We start from the raw sequence: 18,611 nt of genomic DNA, 5'->3' as shown, positions 1-18,611 counted from the left end.
AAAAACGCACTCATGTAGTGCAGTTTTTTAATAAAAACGCACTTACATAGTGCGTTTTTATGGTGATAATGTTTAGTACGGTAGCTGTTTTGCTCGTGGGAATTGATAAAGCGACGCTATTCCAAGCAGTACAAGGACGTCTTTAAAGCTAAGACAGATCTACTTTTCTAAGTTTAGAAAGTTGATAGAGTTGAAAAAGTTAAAAGTATTTTGGATTGCCGGAGCCTAGTATCTCGGCTTCGCAAAAACGCAAGTCTTGCCATCGACAAACGCATCAATAAGCGCAATTCATTTGGGACAAAAACGGGACAAAGCATATCCCTCTATGCCATACATGAGCAAAAAGTGTAATTTTGCAGCTCAATTACCAAAGTAGAGAAGTTGCCCACATCGGTTGCTTTGCTAGCAAATATCTACATTGAAATGCGGTTACCTATGCCGCAATACTCCAATGAAACTAACACTGTCAAACTACAATCCTGTAAGAGTTTAGGCACATTATATAAGTAAATATACATGATATTAATTGTACAATTAATCGAAGATTACCTTGTCGGTCATCCAGTGACAAGTCTGTTAGAAGAGAAACATGTTCAAATGCTTCGAAGCGTTTTAACGAGTTTCGCTGTCCAGCATGATCCGGATGATTTAGCGGGCATCGCAGTGCTATTGTCCTATTGTAATCAAGAACTCACGGACTACAAATGGCCTGAACCCGCTATCGCAAGGATCGCAAATAAAGCACTGGAAATGTATTTTGAACGATCACAAAATACTGTAAGCGTGGAAGCTTAAGCCTATACGTTACCATACATCAAGCAACTAGACAGTAGTTGCTTCTTTAAATTCGGCTCGCTAAGTCAATATCCAAATACTGCACTCAATAGCACCTTTACTATTTCGATAGTGGCCTTTGCTGTTTTCGGGTTTTAGATTTATTATAATTGTGACAAGTTTGAGAAAAATCAAACTTAAACATTATGATAAAGCTCATCTGCACCATCCTCAGTTTCACCGTCGCTGTAAGCACGGTATATGCACAAAAAGGCATTAATTTTAATCACTTTTACTTAGCCGGTGGAAGATTAAATATGAATATTGATAGCGCTGCCAAGAATGTGTATTACGCTACTGTTTTTCCAAATCAGCCCAATACTTCCTTTAATTTTCTGCCAGAAGTTGAAAATGTTGCTGTCCAAAATTATTTTAGGAAACAAGATCGTGTAGAAAACTACCGGTATACCATTTTAGTCGATAATAAGCCGATTGTTGTCAATCAGTCGATAAAACAAGAGCAATTGAAAGATGTCATCAGGAAAGATAATGACTTCAAAGACGAATTGCTTACTTCCGCAAATCTTGGTACATTCAAAATAAAAGATAAATCAATCACCATAATCCATTATGATATTGAAAGACCGCTCGCTGCTCAAAAAGCGGTATTTTATGGAAGACCTATCCCGAAAGCGAAAATCAAAGCTCTTGCAAAACGTTTCAAAACTGACCTCGGTGTTGACTACGATCACATCTTTGATCCGAAAGACAGAACAGATCTCACTTTTCGTGAAAAGGATGATGAGTTAACGATTAAAAAGGACTGGTCGGAGATTGACTATGTATACAGTATCTCCATCAGAGATAAGCAGCAAGATAAAATCATTTTCGAATCCACGGCGTGGGAATATGGTGGAACGATTGACGTCATTGATGGCTATGAGGTTTTCCTACCTTATGTAAGAATCGATAAAAGCATTTTCAAAAAATCAGGCGATTACGAGATCATCATTCAGCCATCGATAGACTGGAAAAATTGTCTTGATTGTAATATGACCCCAACAGAAATAGAAAGATATACGACCAGACATACGCTCGCTATTACTTTAGATCAGGAGATCTACAGTCAGAAGGAATTGTTAACGTACACCTTCCTAGTAATTCTAATTTTTGGTATTATCTTTCTCCTTGTGCTTACTATCATAAAGAGAAGAAATAGAAAGGTGCTGGAAGAAAAAGAACAACAAAAGAATACTGTAAAATTGCAACTCAGTTCCATACGTTCGCAATTGAATCCGCATTTTCTATTCAATGCATTGGCTGGTATTCAAAATCTCATGAATAAAAATGAGATAGACCATGCTAACCAATACTTGGCGAAATTTGCCCGACTAACCCGTAATGTGCTCAATGATCGTGAACGGATTACCTTGGCGCAAGAAAAGGCATTGCTCGACGATTACTTGCAGATGGAGCAGTTGCGATTTGGTTTCCAGTACGACATCAAGCTTGGTGATGATGTCGATCTTGCCAATATTGAAATTCCCAGTATGCTGCTACAGCCTTTCGTAGAGAATGCCGTGAAGCATGGTATGGCGCAAAAAGGAGCTGAGGGTATGATCACGATTGAATTTGTACGACGCGCCAATGATTTACTATTCACCGTCACCGATAATGGACATGGCTTCGATACCCAACAGAAAAGTGATGGCTTGGGGCTGCTGTTGAGCCAGCGCAGGGTAGCACTATTAAATAGTATTTATAAAGAAAATCAAGTTATCTTAGACATCCGTTCGACTACCAGCGGAACCGTAGTTAGCATGACCTTAACCGATTGGCTATAGCACAATGAGAGCAGTATTAATTGATGACGAAATTTCTAATCTGGAAAACCTGCGGACTTTACTCGAAAAGCATTGTCCGCAAGTGAGCATCATTGCGACAGCGCAAACGGTATCCGCTGCTCTTGAGGTGGTGCAGAAATACGCACCTGATCTTTTGTTTCTAGATATTCAGCTAGGCGATAAGACAGGCTTTGATGTGTTGCAACAGCTGCCTGCCCGCGATTTCGAAGTGATCTTCGTGACCGCATACGATCACTATGCCATACAAGCAGTCAAATGTGCTGCCTTAGATTATTTGTTGAAGCCAATCGATATCGATGAATTGGTGCTGGCGGTCGCTAAAGCGAGAGCAAAGCTCGCGACGCAAAAACAGACCGCGCAACTTGATTTTTTGCTACAGCAATTGCAAAAACCAGATACCAGCCTAAGCAAAATAGCATTGCAAATGCAGCAAGAGATTCGTTACGTCAGCTTGTCCGACATTGTTCGTTGCGAAGCAGATAATACCTATACACAGTTCTTTCTATCCAATGGTGAGCAGATCATGGTGTCCAAATCGCTGAAAGAGTATGCGGATATGCTCTGTCCGAATGGTTTCCTCAGAACGCATCAAAGTCACCTCATAAATCCGCAATACGTTAAAAGTTGGCTAAAAGAAGACGGAGGTATTTTGCTTCTACTATCCGGCCAAAAAATTCCAATTTCCAAACCAAATAAAGATGCTGTAAGGCAAGCTTTGAGAGGAGGATGTTGATTAGCTTTCGCTGCTTGATGAAAATGGATGAATAAATTTTTAAGTTATGAAGTTAGCTTGTTTATTAATTGCAATTATACTTTTAAGTGCTTGTAACACCGAAGAGAAAGAAATTTCAATCTATTTTTCAACTAGTTTTTTTGATGATGGTCCGAATACATGGCCAGATTTTGGGAGCTATGAGGAATTAGTGCCAGAAACAATAAGGAGTCTAAAGGATATTAATGTAACGCCTGAAAAATTTGATTCGTTAGAAAGAGTCATTTCCTCCAGTTTAACAGACAATTCATCTCTTGGAGTCGCGAAGAATTCTTTAGATGGCTATTCTGAAAATATATTTATAGTTGTAGAAAATCGGGATAGTGTTTATTTCAATGGTAATGATGATTTTTTCAACGCAGGAGGGCAATATTTGTATAATAACGCTCAGCTAGCTTCTGTTATAAAATCGCTGATAAATTATAACTATCATTTTAAAGCCTACGATGCTATTGATGATGTGTTGTATTCAAAGGTGAAACTTAAAGCAAGTGATAAGTTTTAGACATAAGGAAAGTGTAAAGCTAATAATTCACTCTTATTGTATGTAAAAGTATCGATTGCACATCTGTTATATAGAACTTTAATAATATTGCTACAAAATCTGTTTTGATGAAGCTATTCGTATTTATTTGTATCACTTCCATAGTAATAATCGCTTCTTGTATTAATGATAAATCCGCCGCAACGAAGGATAGCAAGGATAATAGTTACGTGAATGAATTATCTGAATTCGCCTATCAGGGTGATAATTCTTCTCTTAGAAAAGCTGTTGATATATTAAAGAAAGAATACGGTATTGGTGACTTAGGATTCGAAGATATCAATATTTTAAATGTCAAAAACAGACAGGATAGCACATTTTTTGACTTTTCAATTGTCGAACCTAGATTCTTTGAATTGCATTCGAAGGATTATAGCGCGGCAAGCATCGGTTTCCTAACATTAGATAGTGTCGAGATTATCGTGTTTGATCAGGTCGGAATATTTGAGAAGATGAACATTTCTAAGGAAATTCATTTTGGTGTGCAAGAGCATGAATATGCTATGGTTTATGAACCGCTACTTTTTAGATTTTACCTAAAGCATAATGGACAACTAAATTTTGTAGAGGAGGAATGGTTGGATTACGGACGTAAAAAATAGTGCGAGAACATTGATTAAAGAAGAAGAGGACAAGCATTACAATGCTTATTCTACTTCTTTCGGCACATCTACTAGCGTAATGGTAAGCGCATTATGTAGTCCATTCACTAGCGGGTAATACGTGCCATCATTCCCTTTCCATTTCTTTTCCTTTGACTTTCCTTTCCTTTCTCGCGTTGTTAATTTAAATAATACCGTATTGTTACTGTAACTACAAACCCCAAGGAAACGCCTATCAAACGTTAATCATTACTGAATTATTGGTGAATGTTGGGGTAAGGGATGGAGGGTTAGCTGTAGTTCTGTCACCATTAAGTGATCACTCCTTTACGCAGATGTTCTAAACCTTTTAAAACCAAAAGACAGATAAATCGTTGTACAACAGAAGAAAAACATTTATAAACATATAAACTTGATAACTATGAAAAATGTAATTTATCCACTGGCAGTTTCTGCGATATTAGCGGCGACCGCCTGTAACAACAGTGCGAACAAGACTGACGGAACTTCTGATACCACAATGGGTGTCGCTACGACACCACCTGCGGTGAACGACGACGCGATGAGTAATGCGCAGGCTGACACTGCTTTTGTACGTAAAGCAGCAATAGGAGGTATGGCTGAGGTAGAGATGAGCAAACTGGCGGTCGACAAAAGCAGCAATGCGAAAGTAAAGGAGTTTGCGACGATGATGGTAAACGATCATACAAAAGTGAATGAGGAATTGAAATCCATCGCCGATCAAAAGAATGTGATGGTACCGACCTCACTAGATGCTGCGCACGAGCAGAAGAAACAAGATTTGATGAAGAAGCAAGGTGCGGACTTCGATAAGGCGTATATAGAAGCAATGGTCAAAGGACACGAGGATGCGCATAATGTGATGGAAGATGGTGCTAAAAACAATCTAGATCAGCAACTGCGTGATTTTGCTGCGAAAACAGAGCCTGTGGTGAAACAACACCTAGAGATGGTGAAGAAGATGCACGCTGATATGAAATAAATCGATCGTATAACACGATGTACTTTAAAGCCTCGCTCTACAGCGGGGCTTTAATAGTTTCCTTTGGTGGGAATGACATGCCGCACACCGCCGCGAGGATTTTCCATATCGCCGTGGTATCTCGGGATGAGGTGACAATGGAAATGGAAAACCGTTTGTCCGGCGCACTCTCCACAGTTCATCCCAATATTGTAGCCATCAGGCTGATAATACAATTCTATCCGTTTTTTTGCTTCTTCAATGGTGTTTGGTAGCTGTGCTTTTTCGGCCTCATTAAGTTCGAAAAAGTCTTTCCGAAGCTGGTTGGATATAATCAGCAAATGACCGGGTGCTACCGGAAATCCATCCTCGATAATAAAGAAATGTGCATCTTTATAAAGTATCTTTTCGGCAGCTATTTCTGTGAAATTCTTCATTAAAATAAAGGGTCAAGTTCTATCGGCGAAGTCCATTTTTGTACCGATAAATTTAGGGATAAATCATATTGCTTTTGCAAGAATGCAATTCTTTCCCTAACCGTTTTTCCTGTCTGATTGATGATGGTTTCACCCAAAGGGTGTTTGCTAGCGATATAAAACTCATTGCGATGGTGAAGCCGCTCTAAATAACGAAGATTAGGGATCTTCGCGCTCTTCGATAGGTTGATATTATTATCTGCCAAGACCAGATTCCAAATTCCGTTGACATTAGCACCTGATTCGCTCAGATGTAATTTGTGAACATGAGGGAAAAAGTGATCGATAACACAAGTTGAACCCCCCTTGCTATTAATCGAAATATCCTGAAAGGAATAAAAGCATTTTCCTTTCTGGTATCCATTTAAGGCTGCTCTTGCCGAACTAATATCTTTCCTTCGCATTAGGTTGTTTTGCAGGAACAGCGTTTGCAGTTCTTCGTCTATCTTTACCTCAAGCATGTTTGGATTGAGATCCAGATTCCAAGCTGTTTCTACCAGATTCCATCGCGCATCCACTTCTTCGTTGAAGTTACTAAACTGTAGACTTTCTTTCAATCGCAATAAGCTATCCGTAATGACTATGTTTTTCTTACTACCAGTGAAATCCTTTTCATAGAATAGGCGCGGGATAGACGCACCATTTACATTTTGAAATGCATCGATGACATTGACAAATCCATATTTCTCCGTGACGTGAAGTAAGTTCTCATAATCCATCTCGTCATTGTGGTATTTACGGCAAGCATGTAGAAAGGTGCTCGACTTCGCGTTCCCTTGCTTGTCGTTTTCCTTGAGATGCGTCAGTATGCTGTTCACATACATTGGTGCAAGCTCCTGCAGCGATATGCTGGTTGTTTCTTCGGAAGACAACTGTAGAAGCGCTTTGGCAAAAGCAAATTTGTAAGTAGCGGAATTCTTACCGAATAGGATAATAGCGCGCCATTGAGACTCTAAACTAGGGTCATTAGCTTGAAAAAGTACAGGCATGAATTTTCACGTCTTAGTAGATTTTGCTAAAATATCTAATAAGATGGAAAAAAACGAAGAGGTAGAAGTTTAGTGTTGATTCTGGTAACCAACCACCGCTACTTTCTCAATGATTTGATCACCAAACCTGCTGCTAGTCCGCCGATGGCATACCAAGCAACCGTCATGTATTTTGTTTTCTTGGTGCGCGTGATAGGTTTGTCATCCAAACCCATAGGCTTCGTTAAAGCCAATGCACCGACTCCGGCTACAAGTCCAGATGCCAAGCCAAGGCCAATGATATTTTTGCGACGTGCCATGCCTATCAGGCTGTAATAAGCGGCATTGCTAATCACATCTGCCGCAAGCGTCGTCAAGAATAATTTCTCCCCTTGCGGTGGCTGTACGCCGACTTTGTCGAGCCCTTTGGAAAGTGCTTCTTCACCCACTTTGTCTACGCGAGGCGCATCCTCGCTAAATTGTGCAACTGCCTGATGTACGATATTAAGAACGGCAGCGCCAACAAGGCCGCCTACGAGATTTCCCAATGTTTTTTTCATAGTATGCGTTTTACGGTGATGACTATTTCTCGAATAGCAGGCGTACGCATAGCACGCTTCTTACGAGGTCATATGTGCTAAGACAACAAGCGTATAGTGCAATTGTTTCTCTATATATCTCCTTGTGAAACTGAATGCCGCTATTGCTCAGTCTATTACATATAGCTGGAAAACAAAACGGGCGTAGATCTCTTTTAAGTAGAAAGAAAGAAACGATGATACATAAAACAAATCAAACAAGTTTGAAGGCTGAGCAAGCCGGCGACACGAGCTACGAATACTATGATGTACATTCTGATTACACGAATCTTAACGGTTCGGGCGTGTATGTAAACGGCGGACAAGAAGTGGGAGCTTGGTGTGAGGTAGACAAAACAGAGGGCAAATTTTTCGTCAACAAATCGTTGCGGATCGACAATGAGCAAATGGTACTGGGTAATTTCGCAGATTATTGCAAAATCCAATATCCAAATGTGACCTTTACCGAATTTGAAAGGGTAGACGTAGCGGCAATCTAGCCACTGCCTCTTTAACACCAAAGCCTCTTGTTGTTCAAGAGGCTTTGGTGTTTTTATGGATTGACGAGCAATTAGCCCAAGCTGAGAAAGGCCGTTAGATATGCATTAACCCGCCAATTTTCCTTTCAATCGGCGAATCATCTGTTGCAGTCGATTCAGATAATCTTCCTGCAACCATTCGCGATAGTTCTTCGTGACGTTGCCTAAGCATTTTGCATATTCTCTAATACGGATATTGATTTCCGCGTGCAAGTATTCTACCAGCTGCAAAGCTTCAGTGGTGTTTTCGCTATTTTCTAGACACATGCTAGCATGCTGCCGGATGGAGTCGCGAATGGCATTCTTCGGTTTTTCGTCTGCTGCGATCAATGCCTGATAGGCGGCAAGCATGTCGAAGGAAGTTTCCAGACTATTGGGAAAGCGTTTACGCATCTCCGGATCAATTTGTCGGATATTGCTCACCGTATGTTTCATGCTCTCATGGTAGATGTCGGGGTTTTCAAACACATGCTGCCAATCAATCTCTGCATCCCAGTTGCCAAATCGATCCGCATTATTCCCTAAATCGACCAAAGTAAAGGTTGCCTTCTTTGGCAAACGCCGCGCTCCACGCCCCACCATTTGATGGTACAGGGTGATGGATGTCGTGGCTCTATACAGGATCACGACTTGGGTTTTTGGTTCATCGAAACCGGTCGTCAAGATCGATACCGAAGTCAGGATGGCGCCCTTTGTTTTGCGATACCATTTTAGAATTTCTTCTCTCTCGGCGCTCGATGTTTTGTTGTCCAAATGGCGTATCGGGTAGCCTGCCGCTTCAAATACTTCTAGTACTCGGCGAGAGGTGAGAATCCCATTATTAAATATCAACGTCTTCTTTTTAAGCGCATGTGCTTCATAGGCTTGCAACAATAAATCGAGCATGGCATCCGAGCCGAAGAGCATGTCGGATGTGTTAATGGTAAAATCTCCATTACTACCTGTTTGGAGGCTGTTTAATTCGACGTCGTAACCATGATACTTGGGCTTGGCTAAAAATCCCTCATTAATCAACTGAGCAATAGGAGCGCCGACCACCAGTTCTTCATAAAAACCGTTCATCGGCAGATTGACATCGGAAGAGAAAGGCGTTGCCGTAACGCCAATAACGGTAGCATTCTCAAATCGATCCAATAGTTTTTGAAAAGAGTTGTGATGTGCTTCATCTACGATGATCAAACCGACTTCGTTGGTATTGATCATCCCTTCATCGATGCGGTTATTCAAGGTTTCGACCATCGCCACAAAACAGTGAAATAGATCCTTTTTGGGAATACGCTTCACTTTACTATTAATCACCTTATTGACTACGCCGCTCTCTTTCAGCGCACGTGTGGTTTGCGCACACAATTCCGTACGGTGCGTGAGTACAACTACTTTCTTTTGATACTGTTCAATATAACGCTTCGCTATTTCGGAAAATATTAGGGTCTTACCGCCACCGGTAGGAAGTTGGTACAGGATGCGGCGTTTAGCGCGGGTATCACGTGCCAGTTTGCCAAATAGCAGATCAATATCATTCTGCTGAAAATAGTAAGGTGTCCTACTTGTAGACTTTTGCTTGGTAGAGGTTTCGCTGCATTCCATAGAAATAGAACCCCGTATGGAGTCCGAATGTTTGGCTATCGCCATAATAAATTACGTCGAAGAAATGCTGTCTGAAAATAATGGTGGGGGATCGTGCAACCGAATTAGGCTGTTTTGTTTTGGTTGCTTAGCGCAGCACTTTTGGTTGCCAAATGATGAATAAAATCCTTAGCCCATTGTAGCCTATCTTTGGCATTGCTGAATTGGCTGATGGATATATCCTTTACGTTACGTAAAGTAAGTGCGATTTTTGCGATTGCCTTAATGATAGCGAGATTACCTAGTTTATCAGGAGCTACGATATGGCAGCGCTCGCTCCACAGCAATTGTATTGCTTCGGTGAAAATCTCTTCTTTCTCCTTTTCACAATAGGAGGTATGGCTAATAAGGCCATAAACAACCGCTGCGTATTCATCAAAAAATAGATCATAAGCTGCCCTGCTTTTAGCATCAACGACTTCATGAGGACTTTTTGACAAATGCATATTGACTAAATTCTTGTAAGCGCTGTTGCATCTATATGTAGACACACAGCATAGTAAGAACTCCGAAGGCGCTGATTTGTTCTTTTCCCCAAGCATATAGCATCTATTTGCTACTACGCGGAGATATTGGTGTTAGATTTCGATTTTACTTATGAAAATGCATTTGACGATGCTGAAGAAATCCATTGATACAAAATCGTATACATTTTGGTCGTATTGCCAGATTTCCTTTTCCAATGTAACAAAAAAATTATAAAATTAAAATATTGTAAATGAATGATTTACGTGTGTTTTTTCACTTAAATGGTAACGAAAATTGCAATGGTTTTTGTTAAATAATTTTTCTTGTAAAAATTATTGCGTTATTTAGCGCACAAATTTTTATGCAACCCGTTGCATAAGAAACTTAAACACATCCTAATACTAAATAATTTATACACATTAACTATGTGGAAAGCCGACAAACTTAAACTAAAATCGAGCAAATCCTGGGTTATCCCTTTGGCTTTGGTCGCGGCAAGTTATGGTCATGTACAAGCGAAACCATTCATTTACGACGAAGTTAGCGCAGTACAAAACCAACAAACTGTCCGGGGAACAATTATTGATGCAACCACAAAGGAGCCAATCCTTGGCGTAACAGTAGGAGTGAAGGGAAGTACCGGAGGTGCCCAGACGGATGCCGAAGGACGTTTCTCCTTACAGGCCTCCAAAGGTCAAGTGCTGATAGTGAGTTTCATCGGTTATGAGAAGAAAGAAGTAACCGTAGGTGACGATGCTACGTTGACCATTTCGCTGGTGAGTGCCGAAAACCAATTGGACAATATCGTCGTAACGGCGCTCGGTATCAAACGCGAGAAAAAATCGTTGGGTTATTCCACTACGACTGTGAAAGGGGATGAGTTTACAACAGCTCGTGATCCTAATCTTGGTAATGCATTATCTGGTAAAGTTGCCGGGGTAAGTGTTGCTGGAAATTCTACCGGTGTTGGTGGTAGTAGCCGTGTCGTAATTCGTGGTGCTGCTTCTATGACTGGGAATAACCAACCCTTGTACGTAGTTGATGGGATTCCTTTGAGCAACAAAAACCAAGGTTCAGCTGGCCAGTATGGCGGTATGGATATGGGTGATGGTATGAATGCTATCAATGCCGACGATATCGAAAGTATACAAGTGTTGAAGGGTGCTGCTGCATCGGCTTTGTACGGTTTCCGTGGTGGTAACGGTGTGATCATGATTACTACTAAATCAGGAAAAGGCCAACAAGGTTTAGGCATTGAAGTAAACAACAACTTTACGGTAAACAGCATTTATGATTACCGTGACTTTCAAACTACCTATGGCCAGGGAAGTCAAGGGCTGAAGCCTACTTCTGCGAGTAGTGCTTTCCAGACATACAACAAGAGCTGGGGTGCTGTGATGGATGGCAGTACGGCTGTAAACAGATTAGGCGATGAATACGCTTATTCTTACGTAGATAACTGGGATAATTTTTACCGTAACGGATTGACCAATCAGTCGTCGGTCGCTATCAGTGGTAGTGACGAGAAGTCTAATTATCGTTTAGGCTTCAATAATATCCATGAAGGCGCGATCTTGCCCAATTCAAACTCTAATCAGCGCGGTGTCAATTTAAATACAACCTATAAAATCACGCCAAAGGTGACTTTAGGAATGAATTTAAACTACATGTTTGAGTTCGTGAAAAACCGTCCTAACTTGTCTGATGGAAATGGTAATACCAATGCGACCCTGCTTTATTTAGCGAATAGTTATGATGTCAGGTGGTTAGAGGCAGCCACAGAGGCTAATGGCAACGAGTTGCGCCCAGGTGAGAGTGTTTATTTCAACAACCCTTATTTCTTACAATACAATAAGTCAAATAACTCGACTAGAAAAAGATTAACGGGTGGTTTTAACTTGCGCTATGATATTACGGACTGGTTGTATGCACAAGGAGCGGCGACGCGTGATGGATTTAACTTGGCCTTCAAGCAAATTCAACCAAAAGGTGCCGCGGCCGATCCTAATGGATTTATCAATGAATACAATAGAGAGTTTGAGGAAACGAATTTCAACTATTTAATCGGTGCAAAAAAGGATATTGGTGATTTTACCATTTCGGCAACGGTAGGTGGAAATACGTTGAAATCTCGTGAAGAAACTTGGGGTACCGATGGTGGTATTCGTCCATTCATCGTAGATGGCGTTTACAATACAGGAAACGTAGCTGCAGGAACACGTACCTTTAAAAAGTTGTACGCAGAGTATCAAGTAAACTCTATTTACGGTACGGCTGACTTTGGTTTCCGCGATTATTTATTCTTGAATTTGTCGGCACGTAACGATTGGTATTCTACCCTTGATCCTCAGAACAATGGATACCTGTATCCAGCAGCAAGTTTGAGTTACGTATTTTCGGACCATCTCAGATTACCTGAATGGATCAATATGGGTAAATTACGTCTTTCGCGCGCAGCCGCGTCTAATGGTACCGATGCATATCAACGTTTGTTGACGTACAGAACCTTGCCTTACGAGCTTTCTGAGCAACCAGTAGGTACGATTAATAATGAAACTGTTCCAAATTCAGATCTAAAACCAGTACGTATTGCGGAATGGGAAGCAGGTTTGAACTTAGAATTCTTCAACAACCGTTTAGGATTGGATCTAGCGGTATACCAAAAAGAAACAAGCGACGATATTGTTAGAGTAACAACAAGTACTGGTTCTGGATATAGCACTGCCATCAAAAACATTGGTGAGCTTAAGAATCGTGGTATAGAAGCATTAATCTATGGCGATATCATCCGTAAAGAAAACTTCAAATGGCACGGATCCATCAACTTTGGCTTCAATGATAGTAAAGTCCTGAATCTTGGTGGTCAGAATAACCTGATTTTCGAAGGAGCGCAATCAAACGGTGGTAATGCATCCATTCAAAATATCATTGGATTAGCCTATGGACAGATCGTGGGTTACAAATACAAGACTGATGATGCTGGAAACAGAATCTTTCAAGACGGTTTGCCAGTTCGTTCGGATAATGTAGAAGTTTTAGGCAATGGTGTTTATCGTTTCACAGGTGGTTTCCGTAATGATTTTAGCTACAAAAACTTCAATGTAGGTTTATTATTTGATGTGAAGCTAGGTGCTAAAATTTATTCTGGAACAAACTACAATTTGTATAGCGCTGGTTTGCATCAAGCAACCATGGAAGGCCGCGAAGGCGGTGTAATCGGTCGTGGAGTACTTGCTAATGGCGAAGTGAATACGGTTTCAGTAGATGCACAGACTTATTATCAAAGTGTGGTAAACCAAAACATCACAGAACAATTTGTGTACGATGCTAGCTTTGTGAAGTTGCGTGAGGTATCTATCGGTTATACACTACCAACCTCTTTATTAACACGATTACCATTTAGAGGAGCGACTTTCTCGTTAGTAGGGCGCAACTTATGGACGGTGCATAAAAATATTCCAAACATCGATCCAGAGTCTGCATTCAGCAGTGGCAATGCACAAGGATTAGAGTTAAATGGTAATCCATACACCCGAAATGTCGGTTTCAACTTAAACCTTAAATTTTAACAGTAGAAACAGTCTTCGGACGTATTAAAAAAAGAAAACAATGAAAAGGAAAATTTTATATATCCTAGCTGCCTGCGGTTTTAGCCTTTCCGCATGTAACGACTTTGGCGATGTCAATGTTGATATCGAAGCGATCGACGCCGATCGTATGGATTTTAAACTGATGTTTACCAACGTACAGCAATACGCTTATGGTACAGAGTATGAAGCTTGGCGTACTGGTCTAATATACATCAGTACCATGCTGCAGCACACTTCGGCAGTACAGAGTTACTGGGCTGGAGATAAATACACGTACAATGCGGACTATAACTCGGCCTATTGGGATCGTATGTATCCTAATGGTGTTCGTGATGCGGTAGATTTGTTGAAAAACTGGGAGGGTAAAGAAGAATTCAAAACAGAATATCAAATGGCTCGTATCCTGAAGGTTGTGCTATTTCACCGGATGACCGATCTTTATGGCGATGTGCCTTACACGGAAGCTGGACTAGGTGCTCACAGTAGCAATGGCTACCCAAAATATGATACGCAGCAAGCGATCTATATGGATATGCTAAACGAACTAAAGGAAGCTGCGGAAGCATTAGAAGGTGCTACCTCTTCGATAGGATCCGCCGATATCATCTATCAAGGTGATGTTGTCCGTTGGCAAAAGTTCGCGTACTCCCTCATGCTACGCTTGGGCATGCGTTTGTCTAAAGTGGATGAGGCTGCAGCAAGAACTTGGGTCAACACGGCTGTTTCTGGCGGTTTGTTTGCTTCGAACGAAGAGAGTGCCTTGGTAAGACACGTAGGCGCAGTTACGGCAAACAATAGTGCGGAGCCTTTCGGTAAGATCTATGTGCATGAAGATCCTAACGCGTATAGAATGAGCAAATTCTTTATCGATATGCTACGCAATACCAGCGATCCACGTTTATCGTTTCTAGCTACGGTGGTCAAGGATCCGACTATTAAAGTAGATGCACAAGGATTCTCTAGAGGAGATACCACCGCTGCTAAACAATTGGGTATGCCTAATGGCTACGATCAATTGGGTGGTGCTACGGATATATCCAACTCTCCGGGTTACCCTGATCCGCAACGTTTGACGAAGGATTCTTTGAATTTCTACTCGGTAGCCAACCGTTATACGTATGGTCGTATCGATGCGCCAACGTTCTTAGTGACTCATGCCGAGAATCAGCTTTTACTTGCTGAGGCGGCATACAGAGGTTGGATTGCAGGTTCTGCTAAAACTTATTATGATGCAGGTGTTACTGCAGCCATGAAACAGTTTGCGCAGTTTAATATTGCGGGTATTAGCGATGGCGCTATTCGTGCTTACCTGACGGCAAATCCGTTTAACGAGGCGACTGCTTTGGAGCAGATCAATACGCAATACTATATCAATACCTTCTCTGATGAGTACGAGTCGTTTGCCAACTGGAGACGTTCTGGATTCCCAGTGCTTACGCCAGTACAATACATCGGAAACGTAACCAATGGTACTATCCCAAGAAGATTTACCTATCCTGTTGCAGAATCTACTGTAAACATGGCTAATTATCAAGAGGCTGTCGGTCGATTGAATAATGGTGACGTGATGACTTCCCGCGTATGGTGGGATACTGCAAACTAGTTTGTAGCTACTCTTAAGTACCTACATGACGTAGGCTTCTTATAAGAAAGCGGACTTCCTTTTACTGGGAAGTCCGCTTTTTGGCTTATATAGCTTTGTACTGAGCGAAGGTGTTTTTATTGGTCGATAAAGCGAAATTATTATATAGATCGTTTGGGAGAATATTTTGTATATTGGTATTGCCAAATCTACCGTAAGTGAAAATTTTAACCAAACACTCTGATTCTAGTAAAACTAGTAGTATCGGTTACCTATATGTTTTTTTCGAAATGTAGAACGAAATACGCAATTATTAGAGACAACCCAAAAAATGAATTACACCACCAAAATGAAAGAGAGTTTGATAAAAATTTTAGGTGCTAAAATCGATAGGAAACTTTTTATTATTTCATTGACCTTAGGTTTCTTATTTACTTCTTTACTCTATATTTTAATAATACCATTGGCTTATTGGGGGCTTTTTGGAGAAGGGGAAGCCGCAGCAAATATAATGGATAGACCTTTGAATTCATTTATACTTGAATTTTGCGCATTGACTTTAACTCTTTGTATTTATGCCGCGCTTGCTTTCATGAGCTTTAGAAATGAAAAATTCAATAAAGCAAAATCATATATATTGGCTGTAATACTAATTTTTGTTATTTATATGTTTCGTTTTGAAGTAGGAAATGCTTTAATTGATTTAAATATTAAATAATGTCTACCTATAACAACATGTTTAAAAAAATGAGTTTTGTGCTAAAGTTCCCAGCTTCGGCAATACCCAAACCTTTAACGGTAGTAACGTGACGACACAACCGAAACATAACATAACTTCTGAAACAGCGACCGACTTATTAAAAGACGGACGACATTTGGCTTATATTTATGTTGATGGAGAACTTAGAATAAAAACATAACAGAATTGGAATCACAAGAAAATGAAATTAGGAAGATGGCACCCGCTAACCTGCGAAACGATAGAAGCCAATGCTAAAATACCTACAACAAATGAGGAGAACTATACTAACTGTATTAACCATCTTAACCGTTAGCTTACTGACTGGCTGCGACTTTATTACTAACTCTTTTCAATATAAAGACAAAACAAAGGAGTTTATTGAAGTACTGTTAACTGAAGATTACAACAAATGCATTAGCCTGATGGCTATGGATCATGAAAATGCTAAAAATGCCAATATTGATTCATTAAAAAGCGGTTTTTCCAGTTTCAGACAACTCATTACGAGTAATTGGGGGACTGAGCTAGAATATTCGTTTATAAAATCAGAAAAGAGATTTTCAACTGTCGAAGATAGCAACACACCGCCCAATACTACACTTGCTTTAATTGAGTTCCATAATGAGAAAGAGTTTGGTGTTCTTGAAGTTTTGTTCGACGACAAATCACAAAAGATTTTAAGTATGAAACCACTTGATGTCAAAGCACCAATTCCGACGATGACCAATTTTTGGTTATTCGGACTTATTGCTATTTGCATTCCATTGTTTAACATCTATGTGATCAGACAAATAAAGCGTAGCGACCTAAAAAAGAAGTGGATAAAATATATTGCCGTAATTTTCTTAAATACTCCTTCCATAACTTATGCTGCTGTTAGCGGATTCTCATTTCAACTTATAAACCTTCAGATTTTTTTAGGTGTGAGTTTTAGCTGGATGGGCTATCTTAATTCCTATTGGACAATTGGAATCCCACTTGGTGGATTGTATTGGTTTTGGAAACTTAGACGCAAAGAAGCTAAATTGACAGAAATTGAAATATCAACTGGACAACATATTGAAACGGAATCAACGACTGATATTGACAAACCAGTTGATTAATAAAACATTGGTGCTAACAGGGATTTGGTAACAGCGAGGCTGAACGGCATCGATTTCCGCACGTTCCCTAAGCTGCCAAACTGTTATTGATAATTATTAACAACACTTATAAACAATGGGAATAGGAAGAAGAGAATTTTTGAAACTAACAAGCTTGGCATTAGTCGGGCTGAATATTGACCCGTTGAAAGCTGTTGTTGTTAATGATAATGTCTATCTGAATAAGAAGCTTGGAATACTATTTCATAAGCCACAAAATTGGGGATTTGTCGCAATCAAAGATTTTGGAAAAATTAAAAGTGAACAAATAATTGGGGAAGGATTGGAAGAATCCGCGGAAGAAATATGGGAAGAATTAGGAGATCCTATCTGTGTTGCAACAAAGTATTATCAAGATGAACCTCAATATAAAGGGATTTTTTCACCAACAATCACACTTAACATTGCTCCAAAAGAAGAAATCGATTATTTGGGTTACGATACATTTGACGAACTGATGGAAATGTCAGCATACGGTACTTCCATGGTTTTAAAGGACTTTCAGGTTACAAAAAAATATGAACCATATTTAATTAGTAATTGCAAGTTTTACGAGTATGATGCTGAATATTTGTTTGAACATACTGAAATAATTGAACCGTTAAAAGTCGAACTTAAAGTCTTAAAAGCTGAACACAATGGATTTTATTACGACTTTAATTGCCATCAATCAAAAACGCAAAAGCAATTTGCTGATAAAGAATTTGAAGAATTTAAACAGACTATAAAATTGATGTAACTGCTCAACAAGCTTGGGTTGGGACTGGGGTCTAGTGAAGCAAGAGAACTGAAGAAATAGCATTTTGATAAAACGATACTAGAAAATAATAACAGAATGAACGATAGTCTTTTTAGACTTCTCTTTGGCGGTGTCTTTGTTATTGTGCCAGGAATTCTGCTTTTTCTCTTTTTTAGAAGAATGGGCAAAAGCCATGACGATAGTTGTTCCTTGTATTTAAGTAGACCTAAATATGTTTTATCTCTAATATCAGCTTTTATACTTGGTCTGGTCGTAATCTTTTACGAAATGTCTTTAAAGTAAACTTGGTGAAAAATATGAATTCCTCACATACAAGATTTGTAACATTAGGTAATAGAATATGGCGTTAAATCACAATCCGGTAATAATAAGACAAAAATAAAAAGTATGGATTTTAAGCTTTTTTTTACTGGCTTTGGCTTTTTAATAGTGGCATATCTGATGCATCGGATTATTAGAAATGAAGAGCCTTCTTCAGAAAAAGCAAATTGGGAAGGTCTTTCACTTACCTCTTACATTGGTTTATGGGGAAGTATTATTATGTGTGCTATGGTTGGTGTAGTATTTATCTTTCAATCCTTACCTGCTCAAATTTAACAGT

Annotated in this window: 18 protein-coding genes; 13 read left to right on the top strand and 5 right to left on the bottom strand. The window is 39.9% G+C overall.

Going from position 1 to position 18,611, the window contains the following annotated elements; genetic code table 11:
- Positions 1-516: 516 nt before the first annotated feature.
- The 6 genes from DC487_RS13520 to DC487_RS13495 all read left to right on the top strand — a co-directional run bounded on the left by DC487_RS13520 (position 517) and on the right by DC487_RS13495 (position 5,560).
- The gene (locus DC487_RS13520) at positions 517-795 is read left to right on the top strand and encodes a hypothetical protein (RefSeq protein WP_116776495.1); all 279 of its coding nucleotides are present in this window, start codon (positions 517-519) and stop codon (positions 793-795) included.
- A 185-nt stretch (positions 796-980) separates the two neighbouring features.
- A complete protein-coding gene (locus DC487_RS13515; RefSeq protein WP_116776494.1) occupies positions 981-2,618 on the top strand; it encodes a sensor histidine kinase in 1,638 nt (545 codons plus the stop codon).
- Between the two features lie 4 nt (positions 2,619-2,622).
- Complete coding sequence (locus tag DC487_RS13510) at positions 2,623-3,372, top strand: LytR/AlgR family response regulator transcription factor (protein ID WP_116776493.1); 750 nt, start codon at positions 2,623-2,625, stop codon at positions 3,370-3,372.
- A 46-nt stretch (positions 3,373-3,418) separates the two neighbouring features.
- Positions 3,419-3,916: a hypothetical protein gene (locus DC487_RS13505; RefSeq protein ID WP_116776492.1), complete on the top strand. Its 498-nt coding sequence runs from the start codon at positions 3,419-3,421 to the stop codon at positions 3,914-3,916.
- Between the two features lie 107 nt (positions 3,917-4,023).
- On the top strand, positions 4,024-4,557 hold the full coding sequence (locus DC487_RS13500; RefSeq protein WP_116776491.1) for a hypothetical protein: 534 nt from the start codon (positions 4,024-4,026) through the stop codon (positions 4,555-4,557).
- Positions 4,558-4,978: 421 nt separating this feature from the next.
- A complete protein-coding gene (locus DC487_RS13495) occupies positions 4,979-5,560 on the top strand; it encodes a DUF4142 domain-containing protein (RefSeq protein WP_116776490.1) in 582 nt (193 codons plus the stop codon).
- Between the two features lie 50 nt (positions 5,561-5,610).
- On the opposite strand, the gene DC487_RS13490 is transcribed toward DC487_RS13495, so the two are convergent.
- The 3 genes from DC487_RS13490 to DC487_RS13480 form a co-directional block, all read right to left on the bottom strand.
- Positions 5,611-5,976: an HIT family protein gene (locus tag DC487_RS13490; protein WP_116776489.1), complete on the bottom strand. Its 366-nt coding sequence runs from the start codon at positions 5,974-5,976 to the stop codon at positions 5,611-5,613.
- Complete coding sequence (locus tag DC487_RS13485) at positions 5,976-7,004, bottom strand: HNH endonuclease family protein (RefSeq protein WP_116776488.1); 1,029 nt, start codon at positions 7,002-7,004, stop codon at positions 5,976-5,978. Before DC487_RS13485 ends, DC487_RS13490 begins: the two co-directional genes overlap by 1 nt.
- A 98-nt stretch (positions 7,005-7,102) precedes the next feature.
- A complete protein-coding gene (locus DC487_RS13480) occupies positions 7,103-7,543 on the bottom strand; it encodes a hypothetical protein (RefSeq protein WP_116776487.1) in 441 nt (146 codons plus the stop codon).
- 215 nt (positions 7,544-7,758) lie between these two features.
- Between DC487_RS13480 and DC487_RS13475 the strand changes: the two genes are divergently transcribed.
- Positions 7,759-8,061 (top strand): hypothetical protein, encoded by a 303-nt coding sequence (locus tag DC487_RS13475; protein WP_133228583.1) that lies wholly within the window; start codon positions 7,759-7,761, stop codon positions 8,059-8,061.
- A 105-nt stretch (positions 8,062-8,166) separates the two neighbouring features.
- Here DC487_RS13475 and DC487_RS13470 read toward each other — a convergent pair whose 3' ends face one another.
- Both DC487_RS13470 and DC487_RS13465 read right to left on the bottom strand, forming a co-directional pair.
- Positions 8,167-9,732, bottom strand: a complete 1,566-nt coding sequence (locus tag DC487_RS13470) for a DEAD/DEAH box helicase (RefSeq protein ID WP_239016385.1) — start codon at positions 9,730-9,732, stop codon at positions 8,167-8,169.
- Positions 9,733-9,791: 59 nt separating this feature from the next.
- Entirely contained in the window at positions 9,792-10,172 is a 381-nt protein-coding gene (locus DC487_RS13465; protein WP_116776485.1) for a hypothetical protein, read from the bottom strand.
- 447 nt (positions 10,173-10,619) lie between these two features.
- On the opposite strand from DC487_RS13465, the gene DC487_RS13460 reads away from it, so the two are divergent.
- From DC487_RS13460 to DC487_RS13435, 6 genes are all read left to right on the top strand, one after another.
- Positions 10,620-13,763 carry a SusC/RagA family TonB-linked outer membrane protein gene (locus tag DC487_RS13460; protein ID WP_116776484.1) on the top strand — a complete coding sequence of 1,048 codons (3,144 nt, stop codon included), beginning with the start codon at positions 10,620-10,622 and terminating at the stop codon, positions 13,761-13,763.
- 40 nt (positions 13,764-13,803) lie between these two features.
- Entirely contained in the window at positions 13,804-15,387 is a 1,584-nt protein-coding gene (locus DC487_RS13455; RefSeq protein WP_116776483.1) for a SusD/RagB family nutrient-binding outer membrane lipoprotein, read from the top strand.
- A gap of 328 nt (positions 15,388-15,715) precedes the next feature.
- Positions 15,716-16,084 carry a hypothetical protein gene (locus DC487_RS13450; RefSeq protein WP_133228580.1) on the top strand — a complete coding sequence of 123 codons (369 nt, stop codon included), beginning with the start codon at positions 15,716-15,718 and terminating at the stop codon, positions 16,082-16,084.
- 293 nt (positions 16,085-16,377) lie between these two features.
- Positions 16,378-17,211 carry a hypothetical protein gene (locus DC487_RS13445; RefSeq protein ID WP_207774424.1) on the top strand — a complete coding sequence of 278 codons (834 nt, stop codon included), beginning with the start codon at positions 16,378-16,380 and terminating at the stop codon, positions 17,209-17,211.
- Between the two features lie 115 nt (positions 17,212-17,326).
- Positions 17,327-17,989 carry a hypothetical protein gene (locus DC487_RS13440; RefSeq protein WP_116776480.1) on the top strand — a complete coding sequence of 221 codons (663 nt, stop codon included), beginning with the start codon at positions 17,327-17,329 and terminating at the stop codon, positions 17,987-17,989.
- A gap of 408 nt (positions 17,990-18,397) precedes the next feature.
- The gene (locus tag DC487_RS13435; protein WP_116776479.1) at positions 18,398-18,607 is read left to right on the top strand and encodes a hypothetical protein; all 210 of its coding nucleotides are present in this window, start codon (positions 18,398-18,400) and stop codon (positions 18,605-18,607) included.
- Positions 18,608-18,611 lie beyond the last annotated feature (4 nt).

Origin of the sequence: Sphingobacterium corticibacter, assembly GCF_003076635.1 — a bacterium.
In the GTDB taxonomy this organism is placed as follows: Bacteria; Bacteroidota; Bacteroidia; order Sphingobacteriales; family Sphingobacteriaceae; genus Sphingobacterium; species Sphingobacterium corticibacter.
The sequence above is the reverse complement of the archived record's forward strand: the minus strand, read 5'-3'. Positions and strand labels throughout refer to the sequence as shown.

Bases quoted from the DNA above. Each gene is read 5' to 3' on its own strand.
- DC487_RS13465 (WP_116776485.1), bottom strand. From the start codon at position 10,172: ATGCATTTGTCAAAAAGTCCTCATGAAGTCGTTGATGCTAAAAGCAGG.
- DC487_RS13500 (WP_116776491.1), top strand. From the start codon at position 4,024: ATGAAGCTATTCGTATTTATTTGTATCACTTCCATAGTAATAATCGCT.
- DC487_RS13470 (WP_239016385.1), bottom strand. From the start codon at position 9,732: ATGGCGATAGCCAAACATTCGGACTCCATACGGGGTTCTATTTCTATG.
- DC487_RS13495 (WP_116776490.1), top strand. From the start codon at position 4,979: ATGAAAAATGTAATTTATCCACTGGCAGTTTCTGCGATATTAGCGGCG.
- DC487_RS13435 (WP_116776479.1), top strand. From the start codon at position 18,398: ATGGATTTTAAGCTTTTTTTTACTGGCTTTGGCTTTTTAATAGTGGCA.
- DC487_RS13510 (WP_116776493.1), top strand. From the start codon at position 2,623: ATGAGAGCAGTATTAATTGATGACGAAATTTCTAATCTGGAAAACCTG.
- DC487_RS13490 (WP_116776489.1), bottom strand. From the start codon at position 5,976: ATGAAGAATTTCACAGAAATAGCTGCCGAAAAGATACTTTATAAAGAT.
- DC487_RS13450 (WP_133228580.1), top strand. From the start codon at position 15,716: ATGAAAGAGAGTTTGATAAAAATTTTAGGTGCTAAAATCGATAGGAAA.
- DC487_RS13460 (WP_116776484.1), top strand. From the start codon at position 10,620: ATGTGGAAAGCCGACAAACTTAAACTAAAATCGAGCAAATCCTGGGTT.
- DC487_RS13445 (WP_207774424.1), top strand. From the start codon at position 16,378: ATGAGGAGAACTATACTAACTGTATTAACCATCTTAACCGTTAGCTTA.
- DC487_RS13520 (WP_116776495.1), top strand. From the start codon at position 517: ATGATATTAATTGTACAATTAATCGAAGATTACCTTGTCGGTCATCCA.
- DC487_RS13440 (WP_116776480.1), top strand. From the start codon at position 17,327: ATGGGAATAGGAAGAAGAGAATTTTTGAAACTAACAAGCTTGGCATTA.
- DC487_RS13475 (WP_133228583.1), top strand. From the start codon at position 7,759: ATGATACATAAAACAAATCAAACAAGTTTGAAGGCTGAGCAAGCCGGC.
- DC487_RS13485 (WP_116776488.1), bottom strand. From the start codon at position 7,004: ATGCCTGTACTTTTTCAAGCTAATGACCCTAGTTTAGAGTCTCAATGG.
- DC487_RS13515 (WP_116776494.1), top strand. From the start codon at position 981: ATGATAAAGCTCATCTGCACCATCCTCAGTTTCACCGTCGCTGTAAGC.
- DC487_RS13505 (WP_116776492.1), top strand. From the start codon at position 3,419: ATGAAGTTAGCTTGTTTATTAATTGCAATTATACTTTTAAGTGCTTGT.
- DC487_RS13480 (WP_116776487.1), bottom strand. From the start codon at position 7,543: ATGAAAAAAACATTGGGAAATCTCGTAGGCGGCCTTGTTGGCGCTGCC.
- DC487_RS13455 (WP_116776483.1), top strand. From the start codon at position 13,804: ATGAAAAGGAAAATTTTATATATCCTAGCTGCCTGCGGTTTTAGCCTT.